The following is a 24,821-nucleotide window of genomic DNA, read 5'->3' as shown; positions in this document are numbered from 1 at the left end:
TGACCTCACATTTTTTCTATTTCTGCCATTAATACTTTAATAATTTCATCCTCTTTTAAGCTTCGGATGATTTCACCTTTTTTAAATAATACGGCTTTATTTTTTCCGCCGGCAATGCCGATATCCGCTGATTTTCCTTCACCGGGGCCATTGACAATGCACCCCATAACGGCAACTTTAATGTTTTTTTCAACGGTTCTCAGCTGTTGATTGATTTCTTCGGCAATGCCGATTAAATCAATTTCTGTTCGACCGCAGGTTGGACAGGAAATAATTTCAACCATTCCTTTTTTGCCTTTATAAAGGCCAATGGTTTTAAGAATATCCCGGGCCACTTCTATTTCCTCCACCGGGTCTCCGGTAACCGACACTCTGATGGTATCCCCTATTCCGTTAAGAAGGAGGTAACCAATGCCCATGGCTGATTTCACCGCCGAAGTTCTTAAAATTCCCGCTTCGGTAATGCCTAAATGCACAGGGTAATCATATTCCCCGGCAAAACGTTCATAGGATTCAATGGTCAGCCGAACATCCGAGGCTTTCATGGACACCACAATGTTATCAAAGCCGGCATCCTCTAAGAGATGAATGTGCTTTTTAGCGGATTCAACCATGCCTTCAGGGGTGGCCTGGCCATGATTCTTTTCCAGAATCTCTTTTTCTAATGAACCGGCATTCACCCCGATGCGAATGGGAATGCTGCGTTCGATTGCCATGGCCACAATTTCCCGCACCCCTTTTTCACAACCGATATTCCCGGGATTGATCCGAAGCTTATCCACACCATTTTCCATGGCGGTCAGAGCCAGCTGATAGTCAAAATGGATATCCGCCACTAACGGCAGCGCAATGCCTTTGCGAATGTCCGCAATGGCGTTGGCGGCTGCCTGATCCGGTACTGCCACCCGCACAATTTCACAGCCTGCGGCTTCAAGATCACCTATCTGGGCGATGGTGGCCTTGACGTTTCGGGTGTCGGTATTGGTCATGGACTGGATGGCAATGGGGTTTGATCCGCCAATGGCCACATTTCCAATATTTACGATTCGGGTTCTTTTTCGGGTTTCCAAAATAAGTCCTCCTAGGACGCTAACCGCATGATGTCATTCACTGCAATGATGAGTGCCAGGGCTATTAATGCCATAAATCCAAAATAGTTAATTCTGTTTTCCACTTCCGGACTGAATTTTCGCCGGGTAATGATTTCAATAAGCAGGATAAATACCCGACCGCCATCCAGTGCGGGAAGGGGAAAAAGATTGATAATCCCTAAATTGACACTGATCAGGGCGGTAAATGCCAGTAAAGCAATGAATCCCTGATTCACAAAAGTATCAACCATGGATACCAGGCCAATGGGACCGGCCAGGTCATTAAGACCCACCTTTCCAGTGAACAGCATTGCAAAGGATTGAAAAATCAGTCCGGCAAACCGCCAGGTATTAATAAATGCATTGCCAATGGATTCAATAAAATTTGACTTCCCCATTAACAGCGAAACCGCAAAAAGGCAAACCCACGCAAAAATAATGTTCATCCCGGAGCCGGCCACTAAAATAAGCAGCTTCTGCCCTTGGGTTTTTGATTCATAACTTCCTTCAACCGGCGCTAGCAAGGGGTCAGCGGGAATTAGTTTCCCTTCCTCATCCTTTTGTGGCTCTTCCCCACGCATTCTGCAAAAACCGCCAATTGGAAAGGCTCTGATGGTAAACAGGGTTTCTTTCCCCTGATGACCAAAAAGCTTTGGACCCATTCCCATGGCAAATTCTTCCACAAAGACGCCGGTTTTTTTAGCGGCCAGAAAATGTCCCAGCTCATGAACCACAACTAGGACACTTAAGAGTATCAGTGTTATTAATATTGTAACTATATTCAAAATATCTCCTTAGGCGATGCCATCCGTCAGGCTGGCAAAGATATAAATGAGAGGAATAATAAACAGGATGCTGTCGAAGCGATCCAGAATTCCTCCATGGCCGGGTAATACATGTCCAAAATCTTTTATTTTGACGCGTCGCTTGATCATGGATGCGGTAAGATCTCCGCATTGGCCGGCAATGCTTGCCACCACACCAAGTCCTAAATATAAGTACCAGGGTAAAATGAAACCGAAAAACTTTGCAAGGATGACTCCATAAAGAATGGTACACACTGCTGATGCGATAATACCGCCCACTGAACCCGCAATGGTTTTTTTGGGACTGATCTTTGGTGCAAAATGTGTTCTGCCAAATTTTCTGCCAACAAAATAGGCGGCGGTATCTGTGGAAAAGGCAATTATAAATATCATCCATAAATAATATACTCCACTTTGGAGATTTTCAAACAGGAATAAATATCCGAACATAACAGGCACATAAATCAGCCCGAAGAGCATGGTGCTTCCCCGCTGAATGCCCACATTTCCGGATAATATTTCATAGCAGAATATTGCAATAAATACAACCAGTAATACCGGCATTAAAAAATAATAGTCAAGCTTTATGGTTATGATTATAACGACCGCCAATAACAGCATAAAATACAAGTTTATTTTTGGGCGAATGGATCGATTAATAGCATTGGTATATTCTGTCACTCCGGCAAGGGTAAGAATACTTACGCCGATAACCAGAACGAAGCCGCCTGTGTAAAAAATGAAAATCAGTATTAGAATCCCAATAATTCCTGTCCATACTCGAGCACGCATTGTATTCTCCTTCGCTTTTTTAGGCGGTTCCAAATCGTCGATTTCTTTTCTGATAAACCTCGATGAGGTTGTAATAGGTGTCTTTATCAAAATCCGGCCAATAGGTGTCAATAAAAAAGAATTCGGTATAGGCACTTTGCCAAAGCATAAAATTACTCAGCCGGCTTTCTCCGCCGGTTCGAATGAGTAAATCAGGATCGGTTAGCCCTTTTGTATAGAGCTCTGCGTTTAATCGTTCCTCTGTGACTTCTTCGGGTAAAACCCCCTGAACCATTAAGGCCCTGACGGCATGAACAATTTCATCCCGGGAGCCATAGTTTAAAGCGACATTAAAAATCAGACCGGTATTGTTTGCGGTAATGTCCATGGCATTCTGCGCTGCCTTTTGGACCTTATGATTCAGGCCATTCACATCACCAATCACTTGTATTCTGACATTGTTTTCGTGGAGTTCTCCCACTTCTTTTTTAAAGTATTCCACCGCAATGTTCATTAAGCCGTCAACCTCTTCCTGGCTTCTTTTCCAGTTTTCGGTTGAAAAGGCGTATACTGTGAGTATTTTTATGCCGGCATCCGATGATGCCCGGACAATTTTTCTCAGGGTTTTCATGCCGGCGTTGTGTCCGAATAATCGCGGGCGTTTTTTCGCTTTTGCCCAACGTCCGTTTCCATCCATTATAATGGCTATATGTTCAGGCAAGTTTTCTTTTGATAACTGACGCGTCACCTTGCACCTCAACTTCCCTTTCTGATATCCAAATTTCTTATTCATGTATTATATGCTATTTCTGCGGATTTGTAAATTGCAACAGGTTTCAATCCTTCAAAAATAATTTATTTAAGAATTGCTCTTTTTATTTTACGGCAATGGCCTCTATTTCAAAAAGCGCTCCTTTAGGGAGTGCGGCAACGGCGACACAGGAACGGGCCGGAAATTCTCTGACGTCCTTGAAGTATGCGGCGTAAATTTCATTGACGGTTGCAAAATCACTCATATCGGTTAAAAAAATGGTTGTTTTAACAATGTCAGCCGGTGTCATCCCCGCGGTTTTTAAAATGGCTGCCAGATTACTGAGGCCCTTTTTTGTTTGGGCTTCGATTCCGGCTTCTAAAACACCAGTTTCCGGATCTAATCCCAACTGCCCTGAAATATAAAGCGTTTCCCCTGCTAAAACCCCATGAGAATAGGGACCCACTGCTGCCGGGGCATTTTCTGAATTGACTGCTTTTCTGTTCATTGTTATCTCCTTTTTTTTATTTGTCAGCTGTTTTTTTGAAATGCCAGAACGTACTTCTCAATAGCATGGGCAACGCCATCTTCCTTATAGGAAAGGGTTACTTTATTTGTAATTGCCTTAATGTCATCCGGTGCGTTCCCCATGGCAACCCCAAAGCCGGCAAATTCCAACATGCGACGATCGTTATCACTGTCACCAATGGCCATGACGTTTTTAGCTTCAAGGTTCAGGATTTTACAGATCTGCCTTAAGCCTTCGCCTTTATTGGCGGAATGATGATTCACTTCAATGTTATTGGCAATGGCACTGGTCAACGTGACGCCTTTAATCTGGGAAAATTTTTGCCAGAGATTTCGAAACCGCTGATCGCTTAACAACGGAATATTGATTTTTTCTATTTCTGCTGCATGGGTCAGCGCAAACTCTAAAATACTTTCAACATGCGTCGACTTATTGCGAATGAAATCGACTAATACCTGGGGAAAACTTTTTGTTCCCACAAGATCTTCAAAGTAACCGTGTTCGGCATAGGATTGTCCTTTATAATAAACCTCGCAGAAGATTTTTCGGCGGGTAATCATATGAATGATTTTTTCGAGACATCCTGACCCGATATAATTGTTGCTGATGACTTCGCCTGTTTTTAAATTGATAACCGCCGCACCATTGGAGGTCACAGCATAATCCACTCCGGGAATATCAACCACTGATTCCGGAAGCTGTCCAAAAATTCTTCCCGTTGACGGAACCACATAAATCCCCAGGGCAATGGCATCTTTTAACGCTTTCTCGGTTCTAAGGGAAATGGATTCATGATCTGCCCCCAGAGTGGTCCCATCCATATCCAATGCAATTAATTTTATTTCCATGTTTATCTCCGTTCTCTATTGTACATAAGCAATTACAAAAGAAATAAACACTACCGTAAATTGCTTTGATGTCAGTTTTCATAAACAATTTTATAACGTATAGGCGAACAGTCGTTAGACTGTACGCCGTATAGTGGAAAAATTGTTTAATGTAAACTAACAGCGAAGCTCACAGTACTTTTGCAAATGCCTGCTAGTGTAAACATATAGTGTATCACAGGAAAAATGCTTTTGCACCTAGAAAGCCTTTGCAGGATCTTTAAGTCGCATTTTATTCTACGGATTTAAGGGATTCCACCATGCTGATCTTTTTAATCATCGGGGTCATCATGACATTGACGAGCATTGTAAATCCCAAGGTAATCAGGATGGAATAAATATAACTGGTCGGTTCTATGCCGCGGCCAAACATGGCAATATCGGTTTCTACCGAATTAATAATAAAGCCGTTAAGAATAATACCCAGTCCTAATCCAACAATAATTCCAATAATGGATAACACAATGTTCTCCCTGAAAATATATTTGTACACCTCCATATCGTAAAAACCCAGCACCCGAATGGTTGCTATTTCACGAATACGCTCTGAAATATTAATATTCGTCAGATTATAAAGCACAACCACCGCCAATGCTCCGGCTGAAAGAATCAGGATTAACACCACAACATTAAGGGTGCCGATGCTGTCTGTTGAACTCTTGACAATATTAGTTGTAAAGTTAACCGCAACCACACTGGGGTTTTCCAGCCAATCTTTGGCAATGGCATTTTCAACATCCGTTGATGGCTCTGACATGTTGAAATAAGCCGTGTTCACCTTTAGCGGATGTCCAAAGGCTTCTTCATACACCTTTGGTGAAAGATAAATATAATTTTCCAGGTAATTCTCGGTGATGGCTCCCAGGGTTACCTCATGACTTTCGTCATCACTGTAAATCCTGATCGTATCCCCAACCTTTAGATTGAGATCCTTCGCTACTTTTTCCGACAGTACCACGCCTGCTTTTTCCAGGTCAATGGCCTCACCGCTGTTTCGATTCTGGAGGTGAATAAAATCATTAAAATTCCCGGTGGTCTCAGGAACGAAAACAAAGGCTTTTTTTTCTAAACCCGTGTCTTTCTTTTCAATATTAAACTTGGATTGATAGGCTAGCATATTTCCGCTTAAACGGCTGTCCCCGTTGAGCTGGGCTTTAATATCAGCCTTTTCGGCGGGAGTCCCTTCGGTTTTAAAGGCCAACATGCCATCGTAAACCGAAATATTTTCGAACTGCCGTGGAATCATGGAAAATATCGCATCCTGAAGGCCAAAGCCTGCCAGGATCAGTGCGGTGCACCCGGCGATGCCGATGACGGTCATAAAGAAACGTCCTTTATAGCGCATCAGGTTACGGGCGGTGACCTTTTCAATAAAGCCTAAACGATTCCAGATGAAAGGAATTTTCTCGAGAAAAATACGCTTTCCGATTTTTGGTGCCTTAGGCCGCATTAACTGCGAAGGTTCCTCTCTTAATTCAATATAGCTTATGACTACCGCCGCCGCAACGGTACATGAAATTGCAATCAAACAGCTGATCATAACGGGAATCCATGGCACGGCAATGGATAATTCCGGCATCTGATACAGCAGATTATAGGCTCCGGAAATAAAATATGGCAGGGTGTTCAGGCCAACCAATAAACCAATCACTGAACCCAACACGCCGGCCAGCATGGCATAAATGAAAAATTTAGAAGCTATTTGATAGGCTTTATACCCCAGCGCTTTTAATGTTCCGATTTGGGTGCGCTGTTCCTCGACCATTCGGGTCATGGTGGTAAAGGATACTAAGGCCGCCACCAACAGGAAAAATAATGGGAAGACTCCGGAAATATTATCGATGCGCTGGGCATCCTCACCATAGCTGGTGTAACCCGGATTGTCGTCCCGATTAAAAACAATCCATTTTCCAAAGTCAATGCTTGCCATTTCTGCTTCGGCAGCAGCAAGCTTTTGAGTGGCATTGCTGAGTTCATTTTGACCGGCGGCTTTTTGCTCTGCCAGCTGAGCCTCACCGGCTTTAAGGTCTGCCCAACCCTGATCGATTTTATTTTGGCCGGCATCCAGTTCTGACTGGCCCTGGATTTTACCTGCTTCAAAGGCCGCTCTTCCATTGGCCAGATCGGTTTTACTCGTTTCCAGGGTTGCCGCCCCGGCATCCAGTTGCTGCTGACCGTCAATGGCCGCCTGGCTCAGAGCTGCCTCGCCTGAAGCCAATGCGTCTTTCAATCCGGCCAGCTTATTTTGGAATGCCTGAATAGCATCAATGGCTCCTTGAATTTGTGCTTCCGAGCCACGGGCAGTTTCTAAACCTGCCTGGGCAATGGCTATTTGAGAGTTAACCTGTGCCAGCTGGGCATTAAGCAGTGCTAATTGGGCTTCGTAATCCGAATCCGGTGCTGTTGGGTTCAGCTCATCAATTTGTGCCTGAATTCCTGCCTGGGTAACATAAAGAACCTGTAACGCAGCTTCTTCCTGGTTAATCTGGGCCTGAACCTGGGTCAGCTGGGCTTCCAGACCCGGCAGCTGCCCTGACGGATCATTGGCTTCGGACTGAGCAATACCATTCCTTAATTGGTCGAGCTGGGCGTTTCCGGCAGCCAATTCCTGTTGCAAATTCACTTGTCCCTGGGCAAGGTCCGCTTCTCCCTGGATAATCTGATTGTTGGCGTCGGTGAGCTGGGCTTCAGTATCTGCAATCATCTGATTATAGTTTTGCTGACCACTGGCAAGATCGGCTTGTCCGGATATTAACTGGGCTCTGGCGTCTGCCAGAGCGGCTTCGCCCTGGGCAATGCCATCCTGATACTGTTGTGTCGCATCATTTAACTGGGCTTTGCCTTTATCCAGTTCGACCTGTGCTTTATTGATAATGTCCTCATGATTCACTTCCAGACGTTTTATTCCAAGGTCTGCCATCTCCGGCGCTAATGCATTAATGGCGGTTTGATACTCGGGTGTATATGCGGAAACGCCATCGGCAGATGCCTGGGACCATACATAAACCTCTGTGAATCGTTCAAGAGTAAAAGTTGCTGGTGTAACAAAACCATAATACTGCACCTCTCCGCTTCCAATGCTGGTGCTTCCCCGTTCAATGGAAACAAACTGAGGCGAACGTACAAACCCGACAATGGTAAAACTATCCCGGTTCAGTGAATCTGATAAAGGTTTGTCACCCACTTCCGATGACAGCTTAATGGTATCTCCCAGCTTATAATCGGATCCTGAAACAAGGTTGTTATCCTTTGCCTGTGGCATTTCCATCAGCATTTCCCCATCGTTTTCCGGCAGGCGTCCTTCCTGGAGTACCGGTTGATTCAGACCCTGGGGTTCCGGCTGGGATATGAGCTTAATCACCGGCCGATTATCCCCTTGTTCAATAATTACATCTGCTGAATAACCGGGCATAACGGCATTAACCCCGGGACTCGCTTTAATAGCCGCCACATCCGCCTCCTGAAAACCGTAGGTCGAAACAAGACGGGTATCCATGAGCCGTTGTTCCTGATAATAAGAATCGGCTGTGTGGATCATGCTTGGGCCGGTGGTTTTTACTCCAGCAAAAAAACAGATCCCCAGAGCGATAATGGCGATAATGGATAAAAACCGGTTCTTTGAGTTTTTTATTTCTCTGAAGGTATCTTTTTGTAATGATTTCATCGTTTTTTCCTTAAATTCTTATTATTTTGAATATTGCTATTTAATAAAAAGATCATTCAAATTCAAAATGTGCAATAGTTTATCGGTTTGAACCAGATTAATGGTGCAGCCCAATAAAATGAAAACCAACCCAATCACAATGTTCAGGGTAATGGCTTCGCCCAGGATAAAAAATGCGATGACCGGAGCAATCACCGGTTTGATGAAAAATGCGATGGAAGCTGTGGATGGCCCGGATATTTCAATAATTTTAACGTAAAAATAATACCCGATGCCGGTTACAAATACCCCCAGATACAGAAGCAGAGGGGTGGTTTCAAGGCTTATGCCCTGGAGAATCGGTCCGCCGGTTAGCACAAGCATTAGCAGCAGGGTGCCTGATCCCATCAGAAAGCTCACACTGTTCAGGGTTAATCCTCCCAGTTTTCCAATTCTTTTTTTCCCAAAGGCCGTATAGAATCCAAAGGAAATGGCCGCCACCAAAGTGACCAATACAAACCAGATATTGTTTTCTCCCGACATGAGTTTGGCAGGATTCATGACAATAATTAAACCGATAATGCTGATGATTAATACCAGGGCTTTTTTCCAGGTGAATTTTTCGTTAACAAGAAAATGTGAGAAAATCATGGTAAACACCGGATTAATGGAAATAATCATCGCCGCCAAATTGGCGTTGATATTCATCACGCCTACCTGGAAAAGCAGCATACTGATGCAGATACAGACAAACCCCAACACAAAAAGATAGCCTAAATCCCCTTTGGTAAGGATAACCTGTCTTTTCTTTAAATCGAGAATGGCGAAGGGCAGCAGAATGAGCCCGCCAATAAAAAAACGTATAAATGTCAGTTGAATGGCATCAAAGGTTACTCCGCCAATTTTCAAAGCAACCTCCATGGAACCAAATAACAATGCCGTCAATAAGACATAACCATAGCTTTTCTTCATATTACCCCTTTTTATTCTTTTTATTGATCGTACCCTCAGGTTAATTTAAAATAATATTCAGGTTGTCGACAAACTACCGTACCGATCAATTGTTAATCAGTTGTATGCGCGCAATTCGAACAGGCTATCGCCTGTTCGCCTTGAGGCACACAACACGATTCAACAATTGTCGGCACTGCTTTATCTGTTTATCTACAATCTAATATTTTCTTTCATGGTAATCAGGGCAATTATTTTTTCTTTGACTTTAATGCCGGTCAGGGTTTCAAGGGCCTGGGCATACAAATCCACCTGGATTTTATAACCGCGGATGATGGCGTCCCGTGCCCGGGCGTCTTTATAATAGTCGGTTTTATAATCAATCAGCACCCATTGTCCGTCTTCAATAAAGGCGCAGTCAATGATCCCCTGGACCATAATTTTTCCGTCAACCTTTGCCCATTCATCCCGGACGTTTCCGGGATCGTAGCAAAAATTAAAGGGAATTTCCCGTTTTATTTTTTTTGCTGCCAGCAGCCGTATTCCCAGGTTTGAACTGTAAAAAGCAACGAGCCTGGACAAATCAATGGCCCTTGCCAGTTTTTCAGGTAAAAATTCTTCCTGAATAAGCCGTTCCACTTCTGTCAGCAAATGTTTTTTTATATAGGCCTGGAGATCCTGGGATCCTTGGGCCCCTAACCGCTTTTGAATTGGTTTCAGGTTGACCGTTTCCATTAAAAGATGGAGAGCTGATCCTCGTTGGGTTGCGGTAAAATCGTCCTGCTCTTTTTCTAAAAACTTTGGTCTTTCAATGCGTTGGGGCATTTTTTTCAGCTCAATGTCATTTTCATTTTTTGCGTCCTGGTTTCGGACATTTTTTATTTCGGTGACGCTCATTTTACTGGGCAGCGCATTGTCCATTTTTTCCGGGTACTGATAATTCAATCGTCGGAAAATAGCTTCTCTTTTTTCCGGATCCGGAGCTTTGATGTCAGTTTCTTCCGGGATTTCAACTGGCAGTTCTTCATGGATCTCGACCCCTAATTCAGGGGTTTCAGTGATGTCGCCATGGCGATAAACCATAAAGTGGTCCAGGGACAGCACCGGTGGCAGCTCCTCAAGATCCTTTCCGCCAATGGCGCCCAGCATGACCCAGTGAAGTAACCCGCTGGCCTTTAACAGCTGATAGTCATCGGGAGCTTCCAACCATTTAAAAACTTCGTTTTCCAGTTTTTTTACGGTGCCGACAATATAAAGCTTTTCCTCGGCTCTGGTCATGGCCACATAGAGCAGGCGCATTTCTTCGGAAAGCATTTCCATATTGCTCTGGGATTTACACACTTCTTTGGCCAGGGAGTTACGCTTAAATCGTTTTTCCAAATCCACATAGTCCGGACAAATCCCCAGATCTTTATGAAAAAGGATCTGATTGTTATTGCTCTGCTTGTTAAACCGCTTCCCGGTGCCGGTTAGAAAAACAATGGGAAATTCCAAACCTTTGCTTTTATGAATGGTCATAATGCGCACAACCGCATCCGCATTGCTTAAAATCCCGGGAGGGGAAATATCCTGTTTATGCTTTTTCATGTTCTCAACGAAACGGATAAACTGATAGAGCCCTCTCAGGGTTGATTTTTTATAATCCCCGGCACGTTTTAACAGAATTCTTAAATTGCATTGCCGCTGTTCGCCGCCGGGTAAGGCTCCTGCAAAGGCATAATAACCGGATTCTAAATAGATCTTCCAGAGAAAATCTTCAATCGGCATGATCTTTGAGTCATCGCGCCAATCGTTTAGTTTTTTATAAAAGTTCCTGATTTTTTCTGACAGCGAATCGGTTTCATCTTTCCCGTAGGCTTCAACTGCGCCATAATAAAAACCCTCGGGCTGAATGATCCGCAGCATGGTGCACTCTTTGGTTGTAAATCCGCCAATGGGAGAGGTCATCACGCTGAGTAACGGCAAATCCTGATGCTGATTATCCATCAGATTCAGAAGATTCAGAATCATGTTGATTTCCAGGGACTCGTAGTAATTGGCGCCGCCATCAAAATAAGCGGGAATGCCCAGTTCACTGAAAACCTTAAGGTAAACATCCCCTCTTCCCGCGGCGCTTCGCATCAGGATTCCAAAATCCCGATAGGTGATCATGCGTTCTTTGTTTTGTCGGGTGTCAAAAAACGAGGTGCCCACAAGGGATTGGATTTTTCCCGCCACAAACCGGGCTTCCATTTCCACATCAGTCATGTCTTCCAGGATCTCCCCGTCAATCTCTGAGGGTTCCTGGAATGCATCCTTAATATTTAAAAGATGGATTTCTGTTTTTACATAAGGGCCTTCATGGGAGAGGCCTTTATAGAGCATGGCCCGGTGATCATAATCAATTTCCCCTAATTTTGGGCTCATAATCCCTTGAAAAATCGCATTAACCCCGTCAATGACGCCTTGAGCACTGCGAAAGTTTTTACTCAGGGTGACCAGGGCATTTTCCGCTTCTTCCACCTGGCTGAAGGCATCGTATTTTTTGATGAAAATCGTTGGATCCGCCAGGCGAAAACGATAAATGCTTTGCTTCACATCCCCTACCATAAAATAATTATTTTCCCGGACTACACACTGGAGAATGGTTTCCTGCATTTCGTTGGTGTCCTGGTATTCATCTAAAAATACATACCGGTATTTTGCCTGGACCTCCTGGGCAACCATGGGATCTTTGAGGATTTTCAGAGTGAACTGTTCTAAATCGTTGAAATCCAACAGATTTTTCTTTCCCTTTTTTTCTCGAAAGGCCACCCTGAATTTTTGGGTGAGGTCCACTAAATCGCCCATGGTTTCCCTGAGGTTGTTAAGCTCTGTCATTCGGGTGTCCATGTCCGTTAGAAACCGTTTCTGAAGATCAACAACAATCGACTTGGACTTTGTCCGGTATTCCTTATTAATGGTATCACTCATGGCTTTATCTATTTTTGTGCTGCCCTTGTACTTTTCATATTTTAAATTTTCCAGGGCTTTCAGACCCATTGGAAAATCACTTTTCATTAATGCCCGAATGTCTTCAATTGCTGAAAGCTCTCTGGCCATTTGTTCGTGGGTCGTTTCAAAACCCGGGAAATAACCGGCTATTAATTCAGCCTTCTTTGCATAATCCCGTGCACCGGTAAGTTCGGCATTGATGACCACCAGCAGGGATTCTCCCCATACCGTGGTCCAGAAATTTTCACGGTCACAGCTAAACATGGACAATGACTTTTCGCACCAGCCTTCAGGGTCCGGCTGAGTAACCAGAAAACGGTAAAAGCATTCCACAATATCCTTTAGCCCCTGGTCATTGCGATTGCCGCTGTATTTTTCAACCAGTGTGATAAAGGGTGCTTCTTTATTATTCTGAGCCTGCAGGTATTCGGCTTCAAAAATCTCTTCCAGAGTTTCTTTCAGCATCAGGGCAATTTCTGTTTCGTTCCCCACCATAAATCCCGGGTCGATGTCTCCTTTTTGGAAATATTGCCTGAGGATCCCAAGACAGAATGAATGAAGGGTGGAAATGGCGGCGCCTCCCAGGATGTTCATTTGCTTCAGTAAAAATTGTCGGTCATTTGCCGGATCACTCAATGCTTTGGCAAGGGCCTGACTTAATCGGTTTTTCATTTCTCCTGCGGCGCCTCGGGTGAAGGTGAGAACGAGGAGCTCATCCACTCCTACCTTTTCTTCAAGGATGATCCGGATAATCCGCTCAATGAGCAGGGCTGTTTTACCTGAACCTGCGGCGGCGGATACCAGCATGTTTTTTTCTCTGATTTCGATGGCTTCAAGCTGATCACTGGTCCATTTCATCTAAAGACCCAGCAAGGATACCCCCCGTCTTCTATAAGCGGGGGAGGAATTGCCGAAGCTCATCCCTTGCACCTTGCGTTTCCTTTCTTTCGTTAATTTTTAAGCAACACAGGCGATGCCTGCATTGTACTGTATTAATTTTAGCTTCCTGGGTGTGATCGAACGTTTCAGTTCCAACAGTTTGACACTGTTGCCCTTGTTGTGGCTTCCGCCACTGGTATAACAAATACCCTCATAAGAAACGATGTTTCCTGATCGAAAAGGGTACCGCCTGGTGCGGATACTGCGTCGGCCGACCCGGACTTTTTCACCACGGTAAGGACGGAGGTTTTCGCCGTTCTCACTGAGGTTACGACTTGTGCGACCACTTGAAAGTTCTTTACCGCTTTTTTTGATCCCGTCCCGTATGTCCAGATAGGATGCGTCGTAAAACTTTTCAAGGGAGCGGTTGTTGCGTCGCCGTTGCAGATAGTCAATCGCTGACAATCGTTTCTGTTCTTCGCCATGTGCAATGCAGAAGGCATCGTTGTGATGGCTTTTCTCCAAACCTAAAGTTATGCGATTAGACTTGGTCTGATATCCATAGGCGATGTCAGTGGCGCCTACGTCTTTCAGAATGTCCACCAACCGCCAGCGCACCATGGTCATAAAGGTCGCCCCTTTGAGACTTGGGGCTTTCTTGCCGTTTTGCATCCAGTCATGCAGGAACTGTCCCGCCTGATGATTTTTAGAAACATGACACTGGGTACACAGGGTAATCAAGTTAGAAGGTTTATCTGTGCCACCGTTGTCTCTAAATACAATGTGATGGACACGCAGGATCGGCTGACTGGCTTTGTTGGTACAATCAGGGTTCTGGCATTGGTGATTATCCCGATGTAGAACGTACTCTCTTACATTCCAGAAGTCTTTTTGCGCGCCTTCCTGATACTCAAGGCCTTCAATATCTGGTTTTAATATTTTCTGTGTATCAAAGGAGGCGACCTCAATGATCGTTTTGGTGATGGGCAGAAGCTTTTTGATGCGCTCAATAAACCGCAACTGGCTGTCAAGCTTGTGTTGAATGGAGGGTGCCAGCCATCCCTTCTTTCTTGCACGGTTTGAAAACCGTGACTGGCGGTACCTCAAGCGGTTACGCCTTATACGGCGATATATCCTTCGTTCTTTGAGACGGTTTTTCTGGCCCGTGAGCAGTTTTAAAGTGCCACCCATGAGTTCTTTTGTTTCAGTGACAGCCGAATAGCCCACTTCGGCATATCCGCTGTCAATACCCAGCGTTACGGGTTGCGTAAACGCCTTACTATCATAAAGCAGTTGGATCGTAAACGGGTTACGACACACCACTTTGGCTTTTTTGGTTTTTAACAGAATTCGGACTTTCCCGCCACGCTCGGTTGGCATGAGGGGGTTGCCGTTTTGATCCAATACATACGTCATTTGAAACTCCTTTGTAAAGTTAATCCGCACCGTCTCGGCAAAAGTTGCGTTAACGGCGGTTTGTCCACATCGCCAATATTATGCTTTTGTTTAATATGCGCAACACGGTTTCGACCCATCGAAACGGTTTAATCACGCACCGTAGAGCATGAGACTTGTGGGGCATCCCATGGTACCTATACATTAAAAGCTAATGGAGCCCTTCTTCAAGGACTAAGGCTAATCAACTGAGCTTATACAAGCCCCCACTTCAAAATTCGTTAGAATTTAAGTGGTGGGTAATTGACGGGGTTCCCCTTCCTGAATTAATTCAAAAAACATACTTTTTTTCATGGTCTTTTTCAATACCTCATACCCGCTTTTCTGAATGTCGTCATCAAACTGGCAGATTCCCTTATATTCACAAAATTTACACCCGTATTCGGCGCCTTTTCTGTAGGGACGAATATTAATGTCGCCCTGATAGATCCGGGTGATCTGACGGACAACGGTTTCTCTGACGTATTTAATAACCGCTTCAAACTCAGCCTGACTGAGTTTTGACCCTGAATTAAAATTAAGGGGTAAAATATCGGACTTGCTTTTATCGCTGTTACCATCCATGGCGGCAATGACATCGGGATCATCCAGGAGTAAACCGTTCAGCTTGAAGGCCTTATTAATTTCACCTTCAATGTTTTGGGAAAAATCAACCTGCGGAATGGGATCATCCACATGAAAATAAAAGGTTCCTCCCGGGAGAATGTCGTCTCCCTCGATGACTGACATGGCACCGTCCAAATAAACCAGGAGTTGAAGAGAAAGACCATAATAAATATCATCATAGTTGATTTTCTGATTCCCGGATTTATAGTCAATCACTTTTACCCAGGTGGTGTCGTCCTTTTTGTATAAATCCAATCGGTCAATTTTTCCGACTATTTTTATTTCGCCCAGATTGATTTCAGGAATCGAAAGTTCCTGTTCGAAGTTAAACTCCGTATATTCTGGTTCAAATTCTCCTGCGCATAAATGCTTCATGAGAATATCAATGGATTTCTTTCCGACCCGCTCCAGTTTTTTTCCTAAATACTGGTACTGTCCGGTGCTGTTAAATACATTGGTTTTGATCTGAGGCAGCGACTTTGCCATGACCTCTTCGATAATCGTATCCCGTTTTTCCTTCGGGATCTCCCTCAGATTTAAGTTTTGATGATCAACCGCCTTGAAAAATCCGTCAATGAGCTCGTGAAGCAGAGTTCCGATTTCCGGAGCCTGAATGGTGTAAATCGGCCGACCTTCAGGCTTTAACCCATACTTAACATAATGTGAAAAAGGGCACTGCCTGAAACGTTCTAAACGTGAAATACTGGTGCGCATGGTGTTCCCGTATAGCTTTGTGGCGTCCTGGGAAGTCAGTTCTCCGGGAACGCCTTTATAATTCAAGGCCGCTTCCAGATTTTTATACCGTTTTCCATATTTCTCGCTGTTTTCATACCACAGCCGAACCATGTTCCAAAGCGCATCGACTTCCTCAGAAGCTGGGACCCCTTCATTCTTTTTATTTCTTAAATAACTGGTTAAGTGCCACAGGGTGCTTTCCGGGGTGCTTATTTTATCCCAAAGGCCTTCGGTGTCATTATTCAAGGTTGAATGAACCTTGATTGCTGGAAATATAACCGTGATCTGGCTGAGCAAAATGGATGGCTGCCGGGTATTCCCTTCCATATCTGAAAGTGCCCAGTAGAGACAGAGATGTGATTGAGGTCTGGTTAAAACATCATAAACCAGAAAACGTTCCTGATCCATTTGAAACTCCCGGTTATTTTGAAGCAGAATCTGGTGACTTGCCAAAACCAGCCGTTCTGAATCCGAAATAAGGTTAGGTTCCGTTCCAATGCCGGGAATGAGCCCTTCATTTAAGCCAAAAACCAACAGGACTTCAAAATCACCGCTGCGACTTCGTCTTAAATCAGTAATACTCACAACATCCCGGTGGGGTGGCAGTATGCCAAGTCGATAGCCCTGGAATCCACTTCTGAGAATGCGCAGATAATCTTCCGAATTCACCGGGTCTGCTCCCATGGTTTCGGCAATCTGATCGAAAACTTCCATGAGGATGTTCCAAATCTGATGGTAGCTTCCCATGGCCTCATAATTCTCGGCTTCAAAAAGTTTTTCGACGATAGCATCAATTTTTTCCGGAATTTTAATGGTCACCAGAAATTCATAAAGGGCCTGAGTCCGAAGAGCACAGGTTTTTTTCCCTTTCATTTTCTCAGCCAGTTCTGCCAAAGGGGTAATGAGTCTCAGCCGCAGGGAGTTAAGACTCTCTAAATCCAGAGCGTCGTTTTGACTGATTTTCGTAAATTCCCGTTCCCACTTCTTCCCTCTTATTCCAAATTCCACAACATAGTTTTCAAGGTCTTCGCATTCACTGAGGCTAATGGGTGAAAAGCCGGTTTTAACAAATCCGAAAATATCATCAAAACGAAAATTATTCTGCAGGGTTTCCAGAGCTGCAATAACGGCTTCCACCAAATGATTATCCCCAATGGATCTGAGATCGTCCATGAAAAAGGGAATCTTATACTGGGTGAAAATCCGCTTGATAATACTGCCATACTCCTCAATATCTCCGGTAAGCACCACAATATCCCGAAAAGAAAAGCCATCATCCCGAATGAGTCCCAGGATTTTCTGGGCGCCTTTTTCGACTTCTTCCCAGGTATTCTGACACTGGGTCAGTGCTATGTCGGCACTTTCGGATGGGTCTTCCAAATGGGGATAAGCGAAGAGGTTGCCCTCCAGGTGTTGAAGCCCCGGACTTTTTGATTTCGGGCATTTGATTTCTTTGACTTCGAAATCGACTAATGCCTCGGCCCCCATTTGTTTAATGGCCTTAAAGGTATTGCCGGTGAGCTGGAACACTTCGGCATCCCGGGTATTCGGGTTTGGATCCCAGGGCAGGGCAATGCTGAATACCGGCACGGTGCCGATTAACATCCGGATCATTTTATAATCCTGGTGTGAAAAGTTTTGAAAACCATCAAACCAGAGCTGTGCCGATTTTAGAAAGGGTGTGACCGGGATTTTTTCGCAAACCAGATTTTGAAGATCTTCTTCGTCAAGGCGGTTTTCTCCCAGCAAAAAGTTAAACTGATCAACAATTTTTATAATATCGAAAAGCTTCTGGGTGATGATCCCCTGATCCAGGGTTCCCATCATGCTTTTTAAACTTTCGGTTGAGATTTCATTTTGTTTTAATTCACTGATAAAATCCCCGATATTCTGAACAAACCCGGGCTTTTTCACACTGCTGCGATAAATGGTCAGATCCTCCTGGATTTCTCCCAGCGTTTTTTGCAGCAGCATGTTTTTCCCGTGGGTATCCATAAAGGTTTTGGTCAGCCCTCCGGTGGCTCTCAGAACCCGATCTCCCAAACGTTTCGGGCTTAAAACCTCAGCCCCCAGAAGCCCCCTGAGATCGTTGGCTTTAATCAGAGCAGCCTCGGCCCCAAGCGTATATTGTTCCGGTACAATTAAAAAAAGATTCTCTTCTCCCCTTTTGATTGCTGCTCCGATTTCTTTATAAACAGTCTGGCTTAAAAACTCTGACCGCCGACCTGCTATGATTTTAATTCCCATGGAAGTGTTCCTTTCTGTGCTATAATGCGCATCATTTCCTCTGCACATTTTAATTTGATCCCCAGCCGTATCATGATTATTTTATTTGTTGAATTCTTCTATTCAAATTGATAAATATATATTATAATAACATATATGTTTATCAATTTTCAAATTAATGTATTTTAACGAATGTTTAATACAAAATTATAAAGGAGCGTATGCAATGAAGGATATTGATATTAAATCACCCTCTTATTTTATGGAAGATTCCAGTGCTTTTCACATTGCCGAAGAAAAGCGAAGAGAAAAGATTCTTCACAACCGAGAGGAACGTTACCGGATTATTTTGGAACAAACCGATGACATTCTTTATGAATGGAATTTCGCTTCAAATAAAATACATTACTCAGACCAGTATCGAAGGAAATTTGACTATGAGCCGGCTGAATACAGCCTTGATCCCTCATTTACTTCACATATCATTCATCCTGAGGATTTGCCCAGCTATCTTCAATGGATAAAAGACACTTATCGGTCTTATACGAAGACCAGCCTTGAATTCAGGCAAGTAAAAGCGGATGAGTCCTATCTTTGGGTGCGTATTCAATCAAGCCCTGTGCTTGATGAGAAGGGCATTCCCTATAAGGCTGTGGGACTTATTAGAGATATTGATCAACAAAAACGAAAGCTGACTGCTTTGGAAATAAAAGTCCAATTGGATCCTCTCACCAAGATTTACAATAAAATAACCACCCAGGAGCTCATTGATGATTATCTTGAAAATAATCCCCTGGATGTTCACGCCATTCTACTGATTGACATTGATGATTTCAAGTCTGTTAACGATAACCTGGGCCATATGTTTGGTGATGTGGTACTGACTGAAATTTCTGCCAAGGTTCGAAAGCTTTTTCGCACGACTGACATTGTGGGAAGAATTGGGGGAGATGAATTTGTGGTATTTCTCAAAAGCATTCGTGAAAAAGATTTAATTAAAGAAAAAGCCGAAGAAATTTGCAATGTTTTCAGACAGACCTTTAGCGGCATCAATAAAGATTATTCCATATCCGGAAGCATTGGCATTGCTCTTTTTAAAGAACATGGCAGCACTTTTTCTGAACTCTACAATCACGCGGATATTGCCCTATATTATGCAAAAAAAATGGGAAAAGACCAATTTTCTTTTTATGATGAAATAAAAACCATGCGTTTGGACACATCTCCGCTACCTCGAAAAGGGTCGTTAATCGATTCTGATGAAACCTTTCAGCATTATGAAATCCACAGTTATTTGTTTAATATTCTTTATCAATCAAAGGATATTAAAATCAGTATTGATCTCATTCTCTCTCTCATTGGTGAACGGTTTAACGTCAGCCGTTGCTATTTTATAAAAAATTCCAGGAATGATCAAAGCTTTTCGGAAATTTACGAATGGTGTGGCCAGGGTATGACACCGGGGAAAGCTGACTTTGATCAGTTGTCTTTTAATCAATTTAACGAATATTATGATCATTTTGATGAAAACGGCATTTTCTATTGTTCAAATATTAAAGAATTAGATCCGACCATGTCTCAGTTTTTAGCATCTCAGAATATTGTCTCAACGCTCCAGGTTGCCATCATTGCTAAGAACCGCCTTAAAGGGTTTATCGGCTTTGACCAATGCAACACCCATCGACTGTGGACCCAACAGGAAATTGAAACCATTTCATATGTGGGCAAACTCATTGCCACCTTTTTGTTAATCATTCCCCTTGTTTCAGAAGATGATTTCCTTAACTAAATGATATTTAAAAAAATCACCCGTCTTCTTTTAGAAGCTGGTGATTTTTGTTACGGTCAAAGATGTAAAAAAAACCTTTTCAAGGATAATTATTTTATGAAGTTGTGTGCCTCATGGCGAACATAGGTCGTGTTTAGGCTTTCAGGCAATAAAACGTGGTTACATCAGTGTCCGATATTGCTATTTATCAATTGTCTTCGTTGAGGCGAACACCCAACGAGTGTCCGATCTCAAGAAAGACAATGATAATAGCAAGGGCGGACATTGATGTTTGCGATCCTCTATACTGTCACAAATCCGACCTGTTTTCTGGCTTTTGCCAGGGTTTTCCAGGCCATCATGGATGCCTTTTCAGAATGGGTACGCATGATTTGTTTAAGATAATCTTTTTCTTTTAATAACCGGTGGTAGTCTCTTTGAACTGGAAGCAGGGTTTCAGCCACCGCTTCGCCCACAGCCGCTTTAAAATCACCATAGCCTTTACCTTCAAATTCAGTGGTAATATCATCCAGGCAATTTCCGGTGGCACAGGCGTAAATTTCCATAAGATTGGAAACCCCTGGTTTTTTTTCCCGATCGTGATAAACTGCCATTTCTGAATCAGTCACTGCCCGTTTGAATTTTTTAATAATGGTTTTTGGGTCGTCTAAGAGTGAGATAAAGCTATTAAGGTTGTCATCGGACTTGGACATTTTCCTGGTTGGCTCCTGAAGGCTCATAATCCGGGCTCCGGATTCTCCAAAATAAGCCTCGGGTACCTTAAAGGTGTGCCCAAACTGTTGGTTAAAACGGATGGCTATGTCCCGGGCAAGCTCGACATGCTGACGCTGATCATTCCCCACCGGTACCAAGTCTGTTTGATATAACAATATATCCGCAGCCATAAGCACTGGATAGTCGAAAAGACCGACCCGAATGTTTTCGCCTTGTTTCTGAGATTTATCTTTGAATTGTGTCATCCGGCTTAACTCACCCATGTAGGTACAGCAATTTAATATCCAGGTAAGCTCGCAATGTTCCGGAACCATGGACTGAACATATAAAATTGATTTATCCGGGTTAATGCCAAGTGCCAATAACAGGGCAATTGATTCATAAGTCCGGCGTCTTAATTCCTCTGGATTTTGTGGCATGGTGATGGCGTGAAGATCCACGACACAAAACAAACTGTGATAATCCTCCTGAAGATTAACCCAGTTTTTCATGGCTCCAAAATAATTACCGACGGTAAAGGTTCCCGATGGCTGTATGCCACTGTATACAATTTTTTTATCTGGTATTTCTATTATTTTCATAATCTTCTCCTTGTTTGCTTCTTATTATAGGCATTAGGCAAAACCTTTTAATTTTGTCATTTCTAAAGAATCGCAGTTGAGTTCAAGCTCACTGATCATATTCTCAAATATTTCAAAGTCACCGGTTGTGAGAATTTGAGTCACGAAGGCTGCTTCCCCTGGATTAAAACCATCATTTTCCTGAAGATTCTCTTCCAGGAGCCTTACCAGTCCCTCTGCAGGGTTAATCAGATTCAGCTCCGGGTACATTTTCCTAATGGTACCGGCTACAATAGGAAAATGGGTGCAACCCAGCAAAAGGTCCTCAATAATCATGCCTTTTTTTACACCCCTTAAAAGTATGGGCTCGACGGCTTCCCGGATATTGCTTTTTAATATTTTCAAATCCCCCTGGCCATCGTTAATCACCTTCCCTAGGGTATGTGTTCCCTGGGCAATGTATTCTATTTCAGTGGTCAAAAGACCAAGTTCCCGTTCATATCCTTTGTTTTTCACTGTGGCGATGGTGGCGATCAGCCCTACCAATCCCTGTTCACGACAGGAAAGCGTTTCCTGTACACCGGCTTCAATGACACTAAACAATGGCACCTGTGATGTAAATTCAGAAATCAGGGATGAAAGGGTATTACATGCCAGCACAATGGTTTTAACGCCGCGACCTTCCAGATTTTTAATAATTGCGTTGCCAAGGCAAATCAGTTCTTCATTTTCTCGTTCTCCATATGGCATCCGTTTTGAATCCCCAAAATAGATATAATTCTCATTGGGAAGCCGCATTTGCAGCTCCTTCAAAACGGTGAAACCACCGATGCCCGAGTCTATGAGCCCGATTGGTCCATTTTGTTCCATATTATTCACTTCTTTCTCCATTAGTCCCGGAATATAATTCCTTTTTCTTCACTCATTTCATCAACAATGGCCAGGGATTCCAGGGCTATGCCTTGTTCCCGAAGGCGTGCTCCACCACCCTGGAATCCTTTTTCAATGGCAATGCCTACCCCAATGAGGGTGGCACCGGATTGTTTAATCACATCCATTAAAGCTTCCACTGCTTTCCCATTGGCAAGAAAGTCATCAATAATAAGAACACGATCGTCTTTATTCATATATTTTTTAGAAACCATGATTTTATAGGACTGTTGCTTGGTATAGGAATATACGTCGCTGGAATAAATATCATTATCTAAATTTAATGAAACATGTTTTTTGGCAAAAACCACCGGGCAATAGTCAAAATATCGTGCTGTACTGGTTGCAATGGCAATTCCTGATGTTTCAATGGTCAATATCTTATTAATGCCTTGTCCTGCAAATCGTTTTGCAAAGGCTTTACCCATTTCTTCAAATAATGCCACATCCAGCTGGTGATTTAAAAATGAATCCACTTTTAATATCCCCTGACCTTTGACCTGGCCTTCTTTTCTGATTTTCTCTTTTAATGAATCCATTCCTGCTCTCCTTAATTTCCCAATTCCACTATTATAACATACTGCAAAGCTTTTTAATTAAAAAAAAAGACGGGAATTTCTTCCCGTCTTAAAACTGTGAAGCAAACTTATTTTGAATAACCCTGATTTAGCATTGTATGGGCCCGGCTCGGACAGGCTTTGCCGGTTCAACCGCATCACACCCAAAATCCAGTGACCAACCTAGGATATTTTCAATTCTTTTTCCTTAAGTGCTGCTGCAATCACCTTTTCTGAAATGATCGGTGGGGCCTCTTCATAGCGGACAAAATTCATTGAGAATTCGCCTCTTGCCTGGGTCATTGATCTTAGCTCTGTGGCATATTTAAACATTTCTGCTAAAGGTGCTTCTGCTAAAATTTGTTGTTTCCCGCCAGGCACGGCTTCCATTCCCATAATACGTCCGCGCTTTTTATTTAAATCACCCATAATATCTCCCATATATTCTTCGGGGACAATGATATCGATATGGTAAATCGGTTCAAGAAGTACGGGTGCCGCATCTTTCATTCCTTTTCGGTAGGCCTGGGATGCCGCCATTTTAAAGGACATTTCATCGGAATCCACGGCATGGTAGGATCCATCAAAAAGGGTGGCTACAACTCCGGTAACGGGATAGCCTGCAAGAACGCCTTCAGTCATACAGCTTTCCAAACCTTTTTCAACTGCTGGAATAAAGTTACGGGGAACAGATCCGCCGACAACCTTATCAACAAATAAAAACGGATCATTCGGTGTAGCCCCTGGTTCGAAATTAACATAAACATGACCAAACTGTCCATTTCCACCGGATTGTTTCTTATGTTTCCCTTCGGCGGTTGATTTCTTTTTAATGGTTTCACGGTAAGGTACCTTCATGGGCACCAGGTTAACCTCAACGCCAAATTTTTGTTTCAGCTTTTGAGAAATAATTTCAAGATGCATTTCTCCAAGGCCGGAAACCAGGGTTTGTTTGGTTTCCTTGTTTCGTGACACCGTCATGGTTGGATCTTCTTCAACCAGTCGGTGGAGTCCAGTGGCTAATTTATCAATATCGGCCTTTGTTTTGGGTTCAATGGCCATGGAAATAATTGGCTTTGGTAAAACAATTCTTTCATAAACAATGGGTGATTTATTGGTACACAGTGTATCTCCGGTAACAGTTTCGCTTAATTTTGAAAAGGCACCAATATCCCCTGCTTCCAATTTTTCAACTTCAATTTGTTTGTTTCCACGAAGGACGTAGATATGGTTTGCTTTTTCTTTTGCCTCCCGGGTGGCATTAAAAATTTCAACTGAATGATCCAATACCCCGGACATCACTTTAAAAATAGATAGCTTGCCAACATAGGGGTCAGCAATGGTTTTAAATACCAGTGCTGAGAAGGGCTCAGTATTCGAGCAATAGCGTTCGATTTCTTTTAAATTTCGGGGATCTTTTCCTATTTCAGACTTTCCTTCGCCTGGAGATGGCAGGTATTCAATCATCATATTTTCTAGGGTTTCAACCCCAATGTTTTGAATGGCGGATGTACAAAGAACCGGAATTAAGTCGCCTTGAATAACCCCATGTCGAATGCCCTGATGGATTTCCTCCTGGGTGAGTTCTTCACCATCGAAATATTTTTCCATCAAGCTTTCACTGGTTTGGGCAACCGATTCCATAATCATATCACGGAAAGGCTCGAGATCAGCCTTCATGTCATCGGGTACAACCACATCGAAGCATCGGTTCTCTTTACGTTCACTTCCTGTCATATCCACAATATTAACAACACCGCGCATTTCCTCGCCTTCGCCCATAGGAAGCTCAAAAGGAACAACCTTGTTTCCAAAAGTCACTTTTAATTGATCCATGACCTTGGCAAAGGTTGCATTTTCTCTGTCCATTTTATTGACAACAATAAAGGCAGGAACATTGGCTTTCCGGAGTAATTCAATGGCTTTTTCAGTGCCAACCTGTACACCTGAAAGAGCATCAACTACAAT

The 24,821-nt window shown here is 43.4% G+C and carries 16 protein-coding genes; 1 reads left to right on the top strand and 15 read right to left on the bottom strand.

Annotated elements, in window-relative coordinates; all coding sequences use genetic code 11:
* Nucleotides 1-5: 5 nt before the first annotated feature.
* From ispG to VIK44_RS00410, 11 genes are all read right to left on the bottom strand, one after another.
* A complete protein-coding gene (gene ispG / locus VIK44_RS00460; protein ID WP_331551854.1) occupies nt 6-1,070 on the bottom strand; it encodes a flavodoxin-dependent (E)-4-hydroxy-3-methylbut-2-enyl-diphosphate synthase in 1,065 nt (354 codons plus the stop codon).
* Nucleotides 1,071-1,081: 11 nt separating this feature from the next.
* Nucleotides 1,082-1,876, bottom strand: a complete 795-nt coding sequence (locus tag VIK44_RS00455) for a site-2 protease family protein (protein ID WP_331551853.1) — start codon at nt 1,874-1,876, stop codon at nt 1,082-1,084.
* Between the two features lie 9 nt (nt 1,877-1,885).
* Complete coding sequence (locus VIK44_RS00450) at nt 1,886-2,689, bottom strand: phosphatidate cytidylyltransferase (protein ID WP_331551852.1); 804 nt, start codon at nt 2,687-2,689, stop codon at nt 1,886-1,888.
* Between the two features lie 19 nt (nt 2,690-2,708).
* Nucleotides 2,709-3,461 carry an isoprenyl transferase gene (locus tag VIK44_RS00445; protein WP_414637030.1) on the bottom strand — a complete coding sequence of 251 codons (753 nt, stop codon included), beginning with the start codon at nt 3,459-3,461 and terminating at the stop codon, nt 2,709-2,711.
* An 82-nt stretch (nt 3,462-3,543) separates the two neighbouring features.
* Nucleotides 3,544-3,927, bottom strand: a complete 384-nt coding sequence (locus tag VIK44_RS00440) for a RidA family protein (protein WP_331551850.1) — start codon at nt 3,925-3,927, stop codon at nt 3,544-3,546.
* 23 nt (nt 3,928-3,950) lie between these two features.
* Complete coding sequence (locus tag VIK44_RS00435; protein WP_331551849.1) at nt 3,951-4,796, bottom strand: Cof-type HAD-IIB family hydrolase; 846 nt, start codon at nt 4,794-4,796, stop codon at nt 3,951-3,953.
* Between the two features lie 271 nt (nt 4,797-5,067).
* A complete protein-coding gene (locus VIK44_RS00430; RefSeq protein WP_331551848.1) occupies nt 5,068-8,499 on the bottom strand; it encodes an FtsX-like permease family protein in 3,432 nt (1,143 codons plus the stop codon).
* A 36-nt stretch (nt 8,500-8,535) separates the two neighbouring features.
* Nucleotides 8,536-9,450, bottom strand: a complete 915-nt coding sequence (locus VIK44_RS00425) for a DMT family transporter (RefSeq protein WP_331551847.1) — start codon at nt 9,448-9,450, stop codon at nt 8,536-8,538.
* 192 nt (nt 9,451-9,642) lie between these two features.
* Nucleotides 9,643-13,260, bottom strand: coding sequence for a helicase-exonuclease AddAB subunit AddA (addA, locus tag VIK44_RS00420; RefSeq protein WP_331551846.1), 3,618 nt, complete (start codon nt 13,258-13,260; stop codon nt 9,643-9,645).
* A gap of 99 nt (nt 13,261-13,359) precedes the next feature.
* On the bottom strand, nt 13,360-14,697 hold the full coding sequence (gene iscB / locus VIK44_RS00415; RefSeq protein ID WP_331551845.1) for an RNA-guided endonuclease IscB: 1,338 nt from the start codon (nt 14,695-14,697) through the stop codon (nt 13,360-13,362).
* 267 nt (nt 14,698-14,964) lie between these two features.
* A complete protein-coding gene (locus VIK44_RS00410; protein ID WP_331551844.1) occupies nt 14,965-18,324 on the bottom strand; it encodes a PD-(D/E)XK nuclease family protein in 3,360 nt (1,119 codons plus the stop codon).
* A 205-nt stretch (nt 18,325-18,529) separates the two neighbouring features.
* On the opposite strand from VIK44_RS00410, the gene VIK44_RS00405 reads away from it, so the two are divergent.
* Nucleotides 18,530-20,092, top strand: a complete 1,563-nt coding sequence (locus VIK44_RS00405) for a sensor domain-containing diguanylate cyclase (protein ID WP_331551843.1) — start codon at nt 18,530-18,532, stop codon at nt 20,090-20,092.
* Between the two features lie 281 nt (nt 20,093-20,373).
* Here VIK44_RS00405 and trpS read toward each other — a convergent pair whose 3' ends face one another.
* The 4 genes from trpS to VIK44_RS00385 all read right to left on the bottom strand — a co-directional run.
* The gene (trpS, locus tag VIK44_RS00400; protein ID WP_331551842.1) at nt 20,374-21,387 is read right to left on the bottom strand and encodes a tryptophan--tRNA ligase; all 1,014 of its coding nucleotides are present in this window, start codon (nt 21,385-21,387) and stop codon (nt 20,374-20,376) included.
* A 33-nt stretch (nt 21,388-21,420) separates the two neighbouring features.
* Complete coding sequence (locus VIK44_RS00395; RefSeq protein WP_331551929.1) at nt 21,421-22,236, bottom strand: glutamate racemase; 816 nt, start codon at nt 22,234-22,236, stop codon at nt 21,421-21,423.
* A 20-nt stretch (nt 22,237-22,256) separates the two neighbouring features.
* The gene (locus VIK44_RS00390; RefSeq protein WP_331551841.1) at nt 22,257-22,835 is read right to left on the bottom strand and encodes a xanthine phosphoribosyltransferase; all 579 of its coding nucleotides are present in this window, start codon (nt 22,833-22,835) and stop codon (nt 22,257-22,259) included.
* 201 nt (nt 22,836-23,036) lie between these two features.
* Nucleotides 23,037-24,821: elongation factor G (locus VIK44_RS00385; RefSeq protein WP_331551840.1), on the bottom strand; the 1,785-nt coding region annotated here is incomplete at its 5' end.

The organism is Acetobacterium sp. (assembly GCF_036508315.1).
GTDB lineage: Bacteria > Bacillota > Clostridia > Eubacteriales > Eubacteriaceae > Acetobacterium.
Note: the sequence above shows the minus strand (reverse complement) of the source record. Positions and strands in the feature narration are given on the sequence as shown.

Excerpts from the sequence above, each read along its gene's own strand:
- VIK44_RS00410 (WP_331551844.1), bottom strand. The coding sequence starts at position 18,324 with ATGGGAATTAAAATCATAGCAGGTCGGCGGTCAGAGTTTTTAAGCCAG.
- VIK44_RS00395 (WP_331551929.1), bottom strand. The coding sequence starts at position 22,236 with ATGGAACAAAATGGACCAATCGGGCTCATAGACTCGGGCATCGGTGGT.
- VIK44_RS00405 (WP_331551843.1), top strand. The coding sequence starts at position 18,530 with ATGAAGGATATTGATATTAAATCACCCTCTTATTTTATGGAAGATTCC.
- trpS (WP_331551842.1), bottom strand. The coding sequence starts at position 21,387 with ATGAAAATAATAGAAATACCAGATAAAAAAATTGTATACAGTGGCATA.
- VIK44_RS00445 (WP_414637030.1), bottom strand. The coding sequence starts at position 3,461 with ATGAATAAGAAATTTGGATATCAGAAAGGGAAGTTGAGGTGCAAGGTG.
- VIK44_RS00425 (WP_331551847.1), bottom strand. The coding sequence starts at position 9,450 with ATGAAGAAAAGCTATGGTTATGTCTTATTGACGGCATTGTTATTTGGT.
- VIK44_RS00430 (WP_331551848.1), bottom strand. The coding sequence starts at position 8,499 with ATGAAATCATTACAAAAAGATACCTTCAGAGAAATAAAAAACTCAAAG.
- iscB (WP_331551845.1), bottom strand. The coding sequence starts at position 14,697 with ATGACGTATGTATTGGATCAAAACGGCAACCCCCTCATGCCAACCGAG.
- VIK44_RS00390 (WP_331551841.1), bottom strand. The coding sequence starts at position 22,835 with ATGGATTCATTAAAAGAGAAAATCAGAAAAGAAGGCCAGGTCAAAGGT.
- VIK44_RS00450 (WP_331551852.1), bottom strand. The coding sequence starts at position 2,689 with ATGCGTGCTCGAGTATGGACAGGAATTATTGGGATTCTAATACTGATT.
- VIK44_RS00435 (WP_331551849.1), bottom strand. The coding sequence starts at position 4,796 with ATGGAAATAAAATTAATTGCATTGGATATGGATGGGACCACTCTGGGG.
- VIK44_RS00440 (WP_331551850.1), bottom strand. The coding sequence starts at position 3,927 with ATGAACAGAAAAGCAGTCAATTCAGAAAATGCCCCGGCAGCAGTGGGT.
- addA (WP_331551846.1), bottom strand. The coding sequence starts at position 13,260 with ATGAAATGGACCAGTGATCAGCTTGAAGCCATCGAAATCAGAGAAAAA.